This window comes from Vibrio sp. 05-20-BW147 (assembly GCF_013369385.1).
GTDB classification, from domain to species: domain Bacteria; phylum Pseudomonadota; class Gammaproteobacteria; order Enterobacterales; family Vibrionaceae; genus Vibrio; species Vibrio floridensis.
The window spans coordinates 21,879-36,825 of the sequence record NZ_SZTO01000016.1 but is presented as its reverse complement, the minus strand read 5'-3'; the positions used below and the strand labels follow the sequence as shown (position 1 = coordinate 36,825).

Here is a 14,947-nt window from a genome sequence, read left to right as displayed (position 1 = left end):
GCGCTTATATGGCAGTCAAAAAACTAAAGCTAGTGAAAACTGGTGAAAGCAACGCTTTCATTCGGTTGTTCATTTCCATGGATGACGGTATTTCACGCCTTGCTTATCAAGTAAGGGCAAATGACCTTTCAACCTAGATAAAAAGTCTCCCCAGTCGCGATGTTCCTTATGAGTCCAACACGCTTCTGCGAGAGCAATCACGCGAGGGAAGATCATGTAGTCCATTCGCGCGGGGTTATTGACGATTTCGCACCAGAGAGCCGTTTGGATTCCCCAAATTCGTTTATGAATCGGGTCGTCAGCCGGAATATTGGCAAGCGGCTCGTAGTTGTAGGCTTTTTCGAGTGGCAGTGGATTGGCCCAATCTACCCCCGGCTCTTCTGGTGCGTAATCTTGTGTCATGTCGAGATAAGTGGTTTGTGCTGGCTGGAGCACAACATCAAAGCCTTGACGAGCGCAGTTCACCGCAGCGTCTTCACTTAACCACGAGTAAATCACGGTGTCTTTACTCACTTTGTCACCGTGTTGTGCTTCTTCCCAACCCAGCATGCGTTTACCAAGGCTACGAAGCTTCTGCTCTGCGTGACGCAGTAGGTGACCTTGTAGCTCTTTGTAATCCTGATAACCATGTTTTGCCATCAATGCTTGGCAGCTTGGGCTGTTTGACCAAACGCCATGTGGTACTTCGTCGGCACCAATATGGACGTAAGGTGCTGGGAACAGTTGAGCGATCTCCTCCAATACGCGTTCAATGAACTCGTATGTGGTCGCTAAACCTGGGTTTAGGACGTTATCAGAGTAGTTTTGAATACTGCGATATTCAGTTGTGTCTTCAGCTTCGACCAACATATGTGGCAGTGACTTGATGGCTGCACGGCAATGACCAGGTACATCGATTTCTGGGATCACAGTGATACTGCGTTGCGCTGCGTACGCAACCACTTCTTTGATCTCTTCTTGGCTATAAAAACCGCCATAACGCTGAGATATGTGGGTGTATTGTGGCTCAATCGCCTCATCGACCCCGCGCCAAGCGCCAACTTCTGTTAGCTCAGGGAAGGCTTTGATTTCAATGCGCCAGCCTTCATCATCGGTTAAATGCCAATGGAACGTATTGAACTTGTAATGTGCAAGAAGATTAATTAGACGTTTCACTTGTTCTACGGAGTGAAAATGACGTGAACAATCGAGCATCATGCCGCGATAGCGAAAACGAGGACTATCAGAAATAGAGCAACAAGCGATTTGTGCTTGGCCGTCGTCCTGATTGTAATCCAAGAGCTGGATCAAGCTCGCAGCCGCGTGAACAAATCCTGCAGATGAGCCCGCTTCGACTTTGATCTCACTGGGAGTGACATTCAGATGATATGCCCCTTCATCCAACGTTGGGTTGCTGCGGAAAACAATGCCTGCCCGTTGGTCGGTGGTTAGATCGAACTGATGGATACGAGTCAGCTCTTCAGTCAACCAAGTAACCGCAGAATCCGCGAGTGCAGAAGTGCAAGCAATAGAAGTTGATGCGTTCAGAGTAAAGTGCCCTGAATCAACTTTCAGTGCATTAACTTTAGGTAACAAGGCGTAACCGCTGGCTAACGTTTGTGGCACGCTTACACGCTCTTTATAGGGAGAGGCGAGAACGATAGGCGTGACATCAACGTTTGACCTAACCAAGCTGCCGTTTTGGTAGAACTCAACAAAAGCCGCGTTAAGGCCATCGGAATAAAAACGGAACGGGTTGGTTAATACGGTGAACTCACAATAAAAATGGTGGTTGGCCGGCAGCACCATTGAATCTGGCTTGAGTTGGCAGAAGCTACCGATTTGCGTCAAATGACCATGAGAAATACTGCCAGGTTGAATAAATCGGTTGAAGGCAAAGGTCAATGACCAGTTTGGTAGGTCTTGATCGCTGAGATTGTGCAACGTCATACCAAAACGGCAGTTTTGTTTCTGCTCTGAAAGGACAACAAGGTCGATACGATATTCCATAAGTGATTCCTAATTTGTTGCCACTGTATAAAGATTGTGTTCGCTTTTGCCTGCAAACATAATCGCACCTTCGATGGCATCGAATTGTGCTTCAACAACCCATTTCTGAACCGGGGGAGATAGCCATTTAACAATGCGTTCGGCAATACTGCCCATGAGACAAATACGATTTGCGCCACGCTTGTTTAAGGCGATCAAAAACATTTCAATGTCTTGTGCGGTTTGCTTCAACATTTCAACCGCCAGCGGATCGTTTTGCTCAGCAAATTGGAAAATGGCAGGCGAAAACTGCCCGTAGTCTCTTGGCAGCGCGCTCTTAGACCATTCGACAATCGCATCAATATCTTGATTGAAATGCGTCATAACATGCTCACATAACGGTGTGTTTTCGCGAATGCCGTCTTGAGCTAGGAGTACTTGTTGAATAAGACGAAGGCCCATGACTGCACCACCACCCTGATCGGAAATTGGAAATTCACGACCACCCACCACATGTTGAGTAGTGCCTTGTAAATAGATGCCACAAGAGCCCGTACCTGCAATCATGATGGCGCCGTCTTGGCCATTATGTGCGCCAATACAGGCGCCATAGGCATCGGTGTTGAGAGTCATGCTGGCAAAGGGATGCGATTGCTGCATAAAACTCTGCCAAGAGGCTTTATGTTCTGCCCCCGCCAATGCCAATCCAACATGCATGCGAGAAAAATCTTGTGCTGATAAGCCGCCTTGTGCTGCTGCTTCCTGAATAGCGGAGAGAATCGATTCCATCGCCACAGAAGCGCCCAGCATAATGTTGGCACTGCCACTTTTCGCTTCGCCCACAAAATTTCCTTCTGCATCGCGAATTCGAGCGCGGCATGAGGTGCCGCCACCATCTATCCCCACATAAAAATTAGTCATATTAGTTTCCTAGCCCAGCTGAATGGTGTTTTGTCTGGCTCATTACTGCTAGGAGATACCATGCACCGTGTGGAATCCACTGCTCTCCCCAGCGCCAGTTTTGTAGTAAATCGTCTTTTTGTTTCTCTGGATTGAAAGCAATGTCATTTTCATCATCAAAACCAGAAGTAATTCCGTTACAGACGCCGCCCTTAGCGTTATAGAAACCAAGGTGCGGGAGGTAATCAGGATTGTTTCTACCGTGACCATCAAGCATGCACATGTCATAGGGGTTAAGGCCTAAAATCCAGTCCAATGCTCGTTGAGCAAGTTCTGCCATATCCGCTTTTAGTGTCTCATCATCAAGGTGAGGTTGGACTAAGTAGCCCATGGTGGCGATAGAGGCTAAACGAGCATTCTCACCTTGCCACCAATAGCCCGATTCATTGTTCTGTGCGACAAAAAACGCATCGCGTTTCTTCTCGTTAACTCCTTTAACGTACTGTCTTGGGTAGCTGAACGGATTGTTGACTTTGTGGGTGATACTCAACTCAAACTGACATGCTTGGCGAACGATCTGCGTAATTTTTTCATGTTCAGAATAGTCGTGTTCGATCGCCAGATATTCACACAGGGCAATCACCGGAAGTCCGGCTTCGGCGGCGTGGAAATAAGGGCGAGAACCATCCTGATTGGCTGACCAATAATGAGTGAACCGTTCATCACTTTGCTGTCGAGCAGAGAGGCGTGATGCCCAAATGCGGCTTTCTGTGAGATAGCGTGGTTCTTGCGTTGCGCGGAAAAGTTCAACAACCGCAAGCAGAGCGCAATACTCGTCGATGATATTTTCTTGTCCATCGTTAAGGTACTGAGAGTTGTACTCTTTGAGATGCCAGTAACCATTCTCTGCTGCATTGAGGTATTTCTGTTGGTCAAATTCACCGTGCACATCGAGACGCGAGGCGGCGGCTAGGGCTGCGATGCTGACACCGCCGCCTTGACGAAAGCCTGCTTGGTAATCCGCCAATTTGTGACCCTTCTGGGTTTCATAAGAACAGATCTCACGTTGTTTAATGTCCTTACTCCACTTGTCAAAAACTGTGGTATAGAAGAAGCCTTGACTATCTTGCATGCGAACTAAGAAGTCCGCACCGTGCAGGGCTTCTTCTTTCAGACGTACTTGGCTAAATGCAGCTAGGGTAGAGTGGCCGCCCAGTAGCTCTAACCCTTTCAACATGTTCCAAACCACCATTGGGGTTTGTTGTGGATTAAGGTAGTTTGCGTAAGAAAGATGGCTCAGATACTTGCTCACGTCGCCAGAGGCATCGTACCAACCACCGTGCACATCAGCGGTTTTATCACTGTCTAGTAGTGGAATTGCGTGGTCTTGACGATCAAATATCCCCCCGCAACGTTGCGACTTAAAGTAATGCAACACATCAGAAAAAGTGCGTTGCATGAGTAGGGATTCGCCCACCGTAAAATTGGCAGAACGATGGTTATCGAAGCGAATGTAGAACTCACCGCTTTGCTGAAAGTCTGAAAAGTTAATGGTATAAAAATGGCCTTGATGCCAGTTAGCAACTTTGCCCACTTTCTCAATTTCTAATGATGCCACGGTCTGATGACCATTCGCACAGACCAATAAGGCAGTATAAGACGACAAGCGCGACTTATTACTTTGAATGACGGCATGCTTGGGTCCATTCAATTCATAGCCTAGGTGGTTGGTGAGTAGCAGCATTAAAAATCTCCGACAAATAGCAAAATCAAGGGTAGCAACAGTTTGAGCCAAGGCAACGCCTTGGCTCAGAGTGGTTTAGTTTTCGAACAAGTAACAACGTACAAAGTGGTTTTCAGATAGCTGAGTAACCTCAGGTAGCTTCTCACGACACTTCTCAGTTGCGTGTTCACAGCGACCTGCAAAAGGACAACCGACCGATTCAGGTGTCCACAACGGGATCTCACCTTTGTTGCCTTTTAACTTGGTGTGAATCGACTTTGATGGATCCGGCACTGCAGAAACAAGCAGCTGAGTGTATGGGTGCTGAGGATCGTGGATGATTTCGTCAGTATCCCCCCATTCCACCATGTGTCCGACATACATAACCGCCAGATCTTCAGCGATGTAACGCGCTGTCGCGATGTCGTGCGTGATGTATAAAAGAGACATTTGCTTTTCAAATTTCATCTCTTCCATCAAGTTAAGGACGCCAGCGCGAATCGATACATCCAGCATTGAAGTCGGCTCATCGGCAAGCACCACTTCTGCGCCGACGGCAATGTTACGCGCCAAGTTGACACGCTGACGCTGACCACCAGAAAGCTGATGAGGAAACTTTTCTGCAGTGGCTTTCGGTGGAATCAAGCCCACTTGCTCAAGCAGGTCATACACACGTTCTTCCAACTCTTTCTTGTTGCTCGGATCGACCTTCTTATGGATCAACAGCGGACGAGCAATGTGGTGAAAGATATTGTGTGTTGGGTTCAGTGAACCGAATGGGTCTTGCCAAACCATCTGGATCCCTTCGCGATAGCTCATGAGATCTTTTCTTGAGGTGATCTCCTGAATATCACGTCCCTTGTACTCGATAACACCTGCACTGGGGGCGTACATTTTCGCGATCATTTTTGCTGTGGTGGATTTACCTGAACCCGATTCACCCACGACAGACAGACCACGTGCCTTGTACATTTTGAACGATACGTCGTTGAGTGCGCGCATCTTGGTTTGCTTTAGAGCATTACTATTTAAGGGAAAGTCTTTGACGACGTTTTTACCTTCAATCAGCAGCTCGCCATATTCTTTGCTCATAATTGTCTCCAGTCTTCTTACTGCTTATTTCGTTGTGTTACTGCTTGGTTTGAGCAATCGTTTCGCCATAGAGGTGGCAGTTCGAGAAACGGCCTGGCTCGATTTGTCTTAAGCTAGTAGCGACTTTGGTACAGGTGTCATGCACTCGTTCACAACGGGCCTGGAAACGACAACCTTGAGGAACCTCTAGTAGGTTAAGAGGGTTCCCAGGGATGCCAGTTAACTTGGTTTTTGGACCAGTTAACGGAGGGAAAGAGCTACCCAAACCTTTGGTGTAAGGGTGGTAAGGACTTTCCAAAATTTGTTTAGCGGGAGCGACTTCAATCAACTCACCAGAATACATGATGCCAATGCGGTCTGAGAATTCGACCATTAGAGACAAGTCATGGGTGATGAACAGGATCGAAAAACCAAACTCTTCTTTCAGTGCGTAGATTTTTTGCAATATTTCGCGCTGTACTACCACGTCTAGAGCGGTTGTGGGCTCATCCATAATGATCATTTTTGGATTCAATGCCAGTGCGATTGCAATCACCAGACGCTGACGCATGCCACCAGAGAACTGGTGAGGATAGTCATGAAGACGGCTTGGGTGAATATCAACAATCTCCAGTAGACCTTCTGCACGGCGTTTTGCCTGTTCACGTGTCATGTTGGTGTGACGCATAATCACATCACAAAACTGATCTTCCATCGTCAGTACTGGGTTGAGTGCGTTCATCGCGCTCTGGAAAACCATCGACATTTCGCTCCAGCGGAATGCCTGCATGCGCTCATCGCTGTACTGCAGAATGTTCTCACCATTGAAGATCACTTCTCCACCAGTGATAAACGCGGGCGGCTTATGTAGGCGCATCAGCGAAAATGCAACAGTTGATTTACCACAGCCTGATTCACCTGCTAGGCCAAAGACTTCGCCTGGTGCAATATCAAAGCTAACGTTGTTACAAGCGCGGACATCGCCCGCGTCTGTGATGTAGTCAACGCAAAGGTTGCGGATTGAAATAAGTGGTTCGGTCATGATTATTTATCTCCGCTCCAAAGTGCATTTTGCGGTGCCAGTTCAGGCTCACGTTCTTTCTTGTCTTGCTTAGCAAGTTTCATCCAGCGCTTCATTCCTTTGTGAGAACGAAGTTGTGGGTTAGCAATTTCGTCTACGGCAAAGTTCAATAGAGCTAGACCAGTAACCAGTAGAGTCAAGGCAATACATGGCGCAATAAGTTCCCACCACGCCCCAATCAACATTGAAGATGAGGTTTGCACGTTGTAGAGCATGATGCCCCAACTGATGGTGTTTGGATCGCCCAGACCAAGGAACGAAATGATCGATTCCATAGTGATGGCGTACATTACCGAGCCGATGAAGCTCGCACCAACGATAGGTACAAGGTTTGGCAAAATTTCAACAAAGATAATACGGAACGACGATTCACCTAGCACTTCAGCAGCTTTCACGAACTCTTTTTCGCGTAGGGCAAGCGTTTGTGAGCGCACAACCCTCGCACCCCAAGCCCAGGAGGTACAGCCGATGATAATGGCGATGGTCATTGGTCCTGCTTCACCGATGAAGGCTGCGAGAACAAATAGCAGTGGGTATTGTGGAATAACCAGCATGATGTTCATCGCTGCGGTGAGGATGTCATCAACACGCCCCCCGAAGTAGCCTGCTGAGATGCCAATCACGGTTGCTAAGAAACACACGGTGATACCAGCACCGAAGCCAACAGCGAGTGAAACTCGTGCGCCGTAGGCAAGCTGTGACCACACGTCACGGCCCATGCGTGATGTACCTAATATGTGATCCGCTTTCTTGGAAAGCATCAAAGTACGGCGGTCATCCGCTAAGTTGGTCGCAATCCAACCATTTGGGTCTGCTTTCGCTGCTTTTACTACGAAGCTAGGATATTCATGAGGATTACCCGTGCGCTTATCTGGTGCATGTTTGGTGATCAGTGGCGCAGCCACAGCCATAAAAATGAATAGGCTAACGATGACCAGACCTACACGTGCGATAGCGTTGCCAAGAATCAGCTTAAATAAATTGTTCATGATTATTTGCCTCCCTTGCGTAGGCGAGGATCGAGTACGACATACAGCATGTCGGCAATTAGGTTAAATGACAGCATAAACAGAGTCATGATTAACAATTGGCCTTGTAGTACTTGGTAGTCACGTGCGTTGATTGCATCAAGCAGGACTTTACCCAAACCAGGGTAGTTGAAGATGATTTCAACAATCAGTTGACCACCGATGGCCATACCGAGTGACATGGATAGGGCTGTTACACTAGGTAATAGTGCGTTACGCGCAGCGTAGTTAAACACCACGCGGTTTTCGCTCAAGCCTTTACCTTTTGCCATCGTGATGTAGTCTTCTGCTAGCAGGTTGATCATGTTGTTACGCATGTTGACCAAGAAGCCACCGATCTGAACGATAGAAGCACAGAAAAGAGGTAGTATGGCGTGGTAAGCGACGTCTTTATAGTAGTCCCAGCTAGTCCAATCTGGCAGAGTTCCTGGCGTGTATGCATAGCCTGTCGGGAACCAACCAAGGCCGATTGCAAAGATAAATAGCGCGAGCATTGCGATAACCACCTGAGGTACAGCTTGAATAATCAACATACCTGGAGTGATGAATGCATCGTACTTACTACCACGACGCCATGCTGCGAAAATACCGAGAATAGAGCCTATTGAGAATGAAAGAATTACCGCAGTTCCTGCTAGGAATAGAGACCAACCAAATGCGCTGCCTAGTAGGTCATTCACACTCAGTGGGTAGAATTTGATAGAAGTACCAAGTTCCCAGCTAAGAATACTCTTGATATAAGTGAAATACTGAATATAGAGAGGACCATCCACGAAGCCAAGTAGCTTCTTCATCGCCTCAATACGCTCAGGTGTCACTTGCGTGGTTGCATTAGCGAACATCATGGTAACAGGGTCACCAGGCATTGCTCGAGGAATAATAAAGTTTAATGTTGCCGCGACTAGCAGCGCAATCATATAGAACGACAAACGTCTTAAAAAATAACCCATAACTCACACCTTACTCACCCAGACTTTTTCCCTGTTTCTGGTTTCAGGTCGCTCGTGACCAAATTCAGAGCGAAAAATCCCCTGACGACTGGCGCCATAAACAAACTAGGTCTGAGAGGGATTTTATAGCGGCGCACGGGATGCGCGCCGCGGGAGATGAACTTCTACTTATTTAACTGGTTTTAGGTCCAGTACGTGTAGTAGACGCTCTGGGATGCCAGCCCAAATGTTTGGACGGCCCTTCGGATTTTCTTCTGTCCACCAACCAGTGAAGCGAGTGGTGTTGTATTGGTACATGTAAGCACCAGACATGACAGGGATAGTCACTTGATCCGCAGCGATGATTTGCTGGATACCGTGAGCGATAGCTAGCTGCTCTTTCTTGTCAGCAGTCTTGTAGAAGCTGTCAAGTAGGTTGTCCAGTTTTTCATTTTTGTAGAAGTGCATTGCAAAACGTGGCATACCGTCACCTTCCTGCAGTGCTGAGTTGTATGCACTGTTCCAGTATAGGTGTGGATCCGCACCGTGGAAGTAGTTGGTGTACGCAACGTCGTAAGTGCCTTCAAGCATTGCTTGGTTGTACACTGCGAACTCAGGAGTACGCGCACGAGCTTTGATGCCTACTTCAGCAAGCTGCTCAACTGCTAGTTGAACTGTGTTGTTGAAGTCAGTCCAACCGTTTGGAGATTGGATGAGTAGCTCAAATGACTTACCAGATGGGGTGTCAACGAAACCGTCTTTGTTCACATCTTTAAAGCCAGCTTTCGCTAGAAGTTTCTTCGCGCCTTCAACGTTGTAAGTGTTGTAGCCTTTGTACTTGTTGTGAGTCTTTTCGTCAGACCACGCTTCGAATGCATAGCCAAGGCCAGATGCGAAGTCATTTACTGTACCGCCACCGTAGAATGCGATGTCGATGATAGTTTGACGGTCAAGAGCCATTGAGAATGCACGACGGAAGTCAACGTTAGTCAACGCTTCATTTTTCGCTGCATCTGGGTTCTTAAAGTTCACAACAAACGCTTGAGTACCAGCTGCTGGGTACCAGTAGTGGTGGTTAGGACTTGCTGCTGCGTAAGTACGGTCGATGTCTGGAATGAACGAAGAAGTCCAATCTAGTTCAGAGTTAACGATTTTACCCAAAAGTTGGTCGTTGTTTGCGATCTGAGGTACACGTAGACAGTCTACTTCTAGGTTCGCAGCATCCCAGTAGTTCGGGTTACGACACTGAATGTATAGCTGAGGAGTGAAGGTGTCGATAACTGTAAATGGACCAGTACCTACAGGATTTTCGTTAGTGAAAGACGCTGGATCTTTCACATCTTTCCATACGTGCTCAGCAACGATAGGAACAACTGAGATCTCGTATGGTACGTTTGAGTTAGCTTCAGCTAGACGGAAACGAACTTGGTAGTCATTCAGTTTCTCAACGCTTGTTACCCACTTGTTGATACCACGTTGATCAAGCTCAGGCTTGTTCTTAAGCATTGAGTAAGTGAAAACAACGTCATCCGCTGTAAACGCTTGACCGTCAGACCATTTAACACCTTTACGGATGTCAAAAGTTACGCTCATTAGGTCGTCAGACATGCGGAAGTCTTCAGCAAGACGCATTACTGGTGTGTTACCGTGCATCTCATTGAAAACAACAAGTGGCTCGTAAATGAAGTCTGTTGTTGTTGCAAGGTTTGTCGCCAAGTACGGGTTAAAGTTTTTGACGAATGTAGGGTAAAAGTTTGGTACTACAGTCAACTCACTGCGAGCTGCTGCTGGTGCTGAAATGCTGGTCGCAGCTGCAGCGATTACTGCAGTAGCTAGAGCTGTTTTTTTAATATTGGCAAGCATAGCTGTTCCTTACTATTTTGCTTTCATTTCACAATGTTTGGAATGTCATCAATTGATAAACACTCTCCAAGACCTACCTCTGATACTCGTTACCAAAGTGGCCTGTAGGCCTTAGGCAAGGCTAAGAAAACACGTTAGCGAGAAAATAATCAAATGGCATTCTCGTTAAAAACGTTAAAACTACTTAAAACTCCGTTATAAACGGCATTTTTTTTATCTGAGTTGGTTTTTTGAGCAAAAAATGGACATTGATGTGTGTCGCATACTGGGTGTTTTTGCTGAGTTAGTGTTAGTGGTTACTAACTCCTTGCGTTAATGATATTAAGGTTACCATCGCATTTTTGATAAATCAGGATCCCGCTCACATGTCAGATTTACGTTAATTTTTTAGCCGAAATTTAATCTGCCGTTCTGTTGTGATAGATCTCGCAATATGGTTCAAAAGTCCACAATTTACTTATGATTAAAGCTTGGATTGATGAATAACGACAATTTGATGGCCTATCAAATGTGGTTTTTTTACACGGGAAAGAAAGTTGTTTTGCAGCAATCTCTGGGCTTCTATCATCGTTCTTTCTAGACGAATATAGATGAAATAAGAAGGGAATACCGGCTGGACGCACTGGTTGTCTAACGCGATAAACGCCATGGCTACGCTAATTAAAGAACGCTTGTGGCAGCGATGATTCGGTCATGTGTGGCACGTTACCGTACCAATAAGAAGTAACGTTGTGTGTGTTCGTTTCAAAGCGATAAAAAAAGCCCAAATCACTCGATTTGGGCGTTGAAAGTGGGAGCAACGTACTGTCACATTAGCTTGTTAGTAGACGTTGAAGTTTGTCTTTTTGCATTTCAATATAAGTTCGCTCCGGGCTTTGCTCTTTACAATGATCCAAAATATAGTCAATTGAGCTTAACACCGTGCGCCAGCGAGGGGTTTTGGGCAGAGTTTCAATACGCATGTACTTGTCCAAAGTACGTGTTTGTAATGTGCTTCTGTCTAGGTATACTCGCCATAGGCCACTTTGCTCAGCAAAAGAAAACTTATCCTCACCTGTTACAGACTCCCAATAGTCAAGAGCGTGTGTCATGAGGTCGACCAATACTTCCCTCATTAGCTCTTGCTTATTCTTGTTTGTACCTAAAGCTTTATCCGCGAGGCGTGTAAACTCACCACCAAGCTCTTTTAGACTTTGTAGGCGCTCTTTATCACCATCGAAAGCATAACTGGATAGCACTTCCACCGCTGTCTCAAGGTTGTGTACGCGTGAAGCGGTTGCTCCTCCACCTACGTTAAAGATAAACATAGCGTCAAGCCCTGAACCTTCAGGCAGTTTCAAAATATCGGTTTCAATATGTTGCCTTACATCATCAACGTAGATATCAATGTTGCCACAATAGTGCTGTTGTTTAACGGTTAGGTATTTCGGCGCAATAAGCTCTTCGGCACTTGAACGTTTCAACTGCTCCAAACTACGCTTGAATAGCTTGCATGCGGCGTCGTTGGCAAAACGAATACGCTTATCTTCACGGATACAGATGATGGCTTCTGGTGCTGACTCTAACTGTTCTAACAGTCTCCCCTGAGTTTCAAGCAAACTGGCTTCTACCATCGCTCGTTGATGAAGCTCGGCTTCTAATCGATTGTTTTCCAATCGTCTTTCTTCCGCCTTACTCGCCATTAAGTGCGCTTTGATTCGAGCGGCAAGCTCTTGTTTGTTAAATGGCTTGGTCAGATAGTCGTTCGCGCCCGCTTCAAATCCTCGTACTCTGTCTTCACTCTGACTCAACGCAGTGAGCATGATGATTGGCAACTCTGCGATATCGTAGTGTTGTCTCAGTTGATGACATACTTGATAGCCACTCATGCCAGGCATCATGATATCGAGTAGTAATAATGCCGGTTTTTCTTGACTGATTAGGTCAAGAGTTTCGGGGCCATCAGAGGCCGTTTTAACTCGGTAACCTTCGATTCTAAGGAAGCTTTCGAGTACTCTCAGGTTGACGGGTTCGTCATCAGCAACAACGAGCAATGCGCCATTTGGATTCTCAGGTAAAGAAGAGTTATCTAAGTGAACCAGTTCACTATTTTCTGGCGCTTGGAAGTGATTCTGATGAAGCATTCCTTCAGCGGCGTTAACCTCTTCGTTTGTTGCCAGTGGAAGGGTAAAACTGAAGGTGGTGCCTACCATCGGTTGGCTGCTCACGTACAATGAACCACCCATCAACTCAATTAATTGTCGGCTAATAGAAAGTCCCAAGCCCGCGCCTTGGCGGTATCGGCCGGAATCTTGCCCAGCTTGAATTAATGGCTCAAAGATGTGCTCCAGTTGTTCGGCTGGAATGCCTTGCCCAGTATCAACTACTTGGACTCGCACTTTGTCATCAACCAAATTTGCTGAGATGACGATTTTTCCTTCCGTTGTATATTTGATAGCGTTGCCTATTAAGTTGTACAGCACCTGCTCTAAACGCTGTGGATCAGCGGAAACAGACGGTACATCGTTAGAGACTTGGTTGATGATGCGAAGGGTCTTGTTGCCTAATAAGTGGTTGGATAGCTCCAAGACGAGTTTCGTGGCACTCGAAAGATTAACGGCGGATTTTTGAATATCCAAGCTGCCGTAACGCATCTTATGATAATCAAGTAAATCGTCGACCAGTGTCGCAAGGCGTTGACCACTTTTGATAATAATATCCAGCTGATATTTTTGATTGGAAGGGAGAGGCCCATTAGCTCCAGAGATCAAGGTTTCTGCAATACCAATCATGCCATGCAGCGGCGTACGCAACTCGTGAGATGTGGTGGCTAGGAACTCATCTTTTAGTTTGTCGGCAAGTTGCAACTCTTCGTTTTGCTTTTGAATCAGTTGCAGGTTTCTCTCGAGTTCGGCGTTTTGAGTTTTAATTAGTTGAATTTTGTCTCTGATGCTGCGTTGCATTCTTTCAAAGCTGACCGCTAATCGTCCTATTTCATCTTTTCGTTCGGTGTTGATCATGCTCTCGTCGAGATCGCCCGCAGAAACTCGTTCAGCAGCCCAAGTAAGTTTAAGAAGAGGTGACGTGATGAAATTAGACAGATAGTGAGAGGAGATAAACACCAATACGATCGCAATCAGCATCGCGATGACAAACAGCTTCTCTAACTGATGGATTCGAGCAAACGCTTCTTTTTCTGGAAGTTGAACAACGAGCGCCCAAGTCTGCGTTTTCAACGCAATAGGTGCATACGCAGCGATGGTCGCTTCTCCAGTGGTATTGGTATAGGTGCCAACGTCGGTCAGCCCTTCAAGTGCTTTATTGACGACCTCAATACTGCTCTCGATGTCGATGGCTTTTGTTGTCATTGTCCTAGGAAGATGATCGCTTCCTACGAGTAGCGTATGCATTGCGGCATCTTTGTTAATGTCGGCAATTAACTTGGTGATTCCATTGTTTGGTAGCCGGAACATCGCGTAGCTATGAAGATGCCCTTGTTGAATTATAGGAGCGCCAAGCCAAGCGACTGATTTGCCATCTTCTATTGAGAAATCCGAAATGTAGACAGGGGTGTAGTCTTCATTTTGTTTCCTTTTCTCGGAGACATCGGCTGCAAGTAAACGGAAACTTTGTCCCAACATACTGTCTTTGAATGGACCTGTATTGAGGTTTGTTCCAAAGTTTTCATGTTTGTAGATTGAGTAAGTGACATTACCATCTAAGTCTACTAAGAGGATGTCATCGAAGTCGGAACGCTTAAGCAGTTCTAAGTAGGCCCAATGGTAACGCTTATGGAGCAGGCGGTAACGTTCGCTGCCCACATAAGAGCTCGATTCAGGCAAAATAGATGTCTTTATTTGGTCACCCGAGCCTTGGATATAGCGTTGCTGCGCATTATCTCGAGCTTGCTCTATGTCGATGCCCAAGCTCTTAAAGGCATTGACCAAACCATAAAAACGTCCACCACTGGCATAAGCCAGTTCAGAACGTACAAAACCCATTACTTCGGTCTCTTGAGCTTGGAAGTAGTCTAGAATTTGCTGCTGTTTGGTGTCGCGAACGGACAGCAAGTGAGAGGTACTTTGCTCTTGTAGATCTTTACTGTGTGATTGCAAAAAGAAAATGGCAGTGATGGTTAGTGGTGTAAGGCTCAACACCAAAAACGCAGTCATCAGCGTACTTTGAAGACGTTTAAACTTCTGTTTGCGATAAAACTTAAACATACGATTTCGTTAATGTTAATGAAGAAGGACTCGAATCGAAGTCGTGAATGCACAATGCTGCTCAGTTACTCTTAAGTGTGTTGGCAAAATAAGAGCAAAAGGATTCAAATTTAACGAAATTAACGAGTTTTTTTACTTTGACAAGTAAGTTGTCACTAATTCGTGGAGAGTGGCGCAAAAAT

General features: G+C 46.2%; 9 protein-coding genes. All 9 read right to left on the bottom strand.

Annotated elements, in window-relative coordinates; genetic code table 11:
- Positions 1-69: 69 nt before the first annotated feature.
- Positions 70-1,989 (bottom strand): beta-N-acetylhexosaminidase, encoded by a 1,920-nt coding sequence (locus FC652_RS14830; RefSeq protein WP_176299213.1) that lies wholly within the window; start codon positions 1,987-1,989, stop codon positions 70-72.
- 9 nt (positions 1,990-1,998) lie between these two features.
- Entirely contained in the window at positions 1,999-2,889 is an 891-nt protein-coding gene (locus FC652_RS14825; protein WP_176299212.1) for an N-acetylglucosamine kinase, read from the bottom strand.
- Position 2,890: 1 nt separating this feature from the next.
- Positions 2,891-4,612 (bottom strand): glycoside hydrolase family 9 protein, encoded by a 1,722-nt coding sequence (locus FC652_RS14820; protein WP_176299211.1) that lies wholly within the window; start codon positions 4,610-4,612, stop codon positions 2,891-2,893.
- Positions 4,613-4,687: 75 nt separating this feature from the next.
- Positions 4,688-5,683, bottom strand: coding sequence for an ABC transporter ATP-binding protein (locus FC652_RS14815; RefSeq protein WP_176299210.1), 996 nt, complete (start codon positions 5,681-5,683; stop codon positions 4,688-4,690).
- A gap of 37 nt (positions 5,684-5,720) precedes the next feature.
- Positions 5,721-6,704 carry an ABC transporter ATP-binding protein gene (locus FC652_RS14810; protein WP_176299209.1) on the bottom strand — a complete coding sequence of 328 codons (984 nt, stop codon included), beginning with the start codon at positions 6,702-6,704 and terminating at the stop codon, positions 5,721-5,723.
- 2 nt (positions 6,705-6,706) lie between these two features.
- On the bottom strand, positions 6,707-7,732 hold the full coding sequence (locus tag FC652_RS14805) for an ABC transporter permease (protein WP_176299208.1): 1,026 nt from the start codon (positions 7,730-7,732) through the stop codon (positions 6,707-6,709).
- 2 nt (positions 7,733-7,734) lie between these two features.
- Positions 7,735-8,721, bottom strand: a complete 987-nt coding sequence (locus FC652_RS14800) for an ABC transporter permease (protein ID WP_176299207.1) — start codon at positions 8,719-8,721, stop codon at positions 7,735-7,737.
- A 168-nt stretch (positions 8,722-8,889) separates the two neighbouring features.
- The gene (locus tag FC652_RS14795) at positions 8,890-10,563 is read right to left on the bottom strand and encodes an ABC transporter substrate-binding protein (RefSeq protein WP_176299206.1); all 1,674 of its coding nucleotides are present in this window, start codon (positions 10,561-10,563) and stop codon (positions 8,890-8,892) included.
- 812 nt (positions 10,564-11,375) lie between these two features.
- Entirely contained in the window at positions 11,376-14,765 is a 3,390-nt protein-coding gene (locus FC652_RS14790) for a response regulator (RefSeq protein WP_176299205.1), read from the bottom strand.
- Between the last annotated feature and the right edge of the window lie 182 nt (positions 14,766-14,947).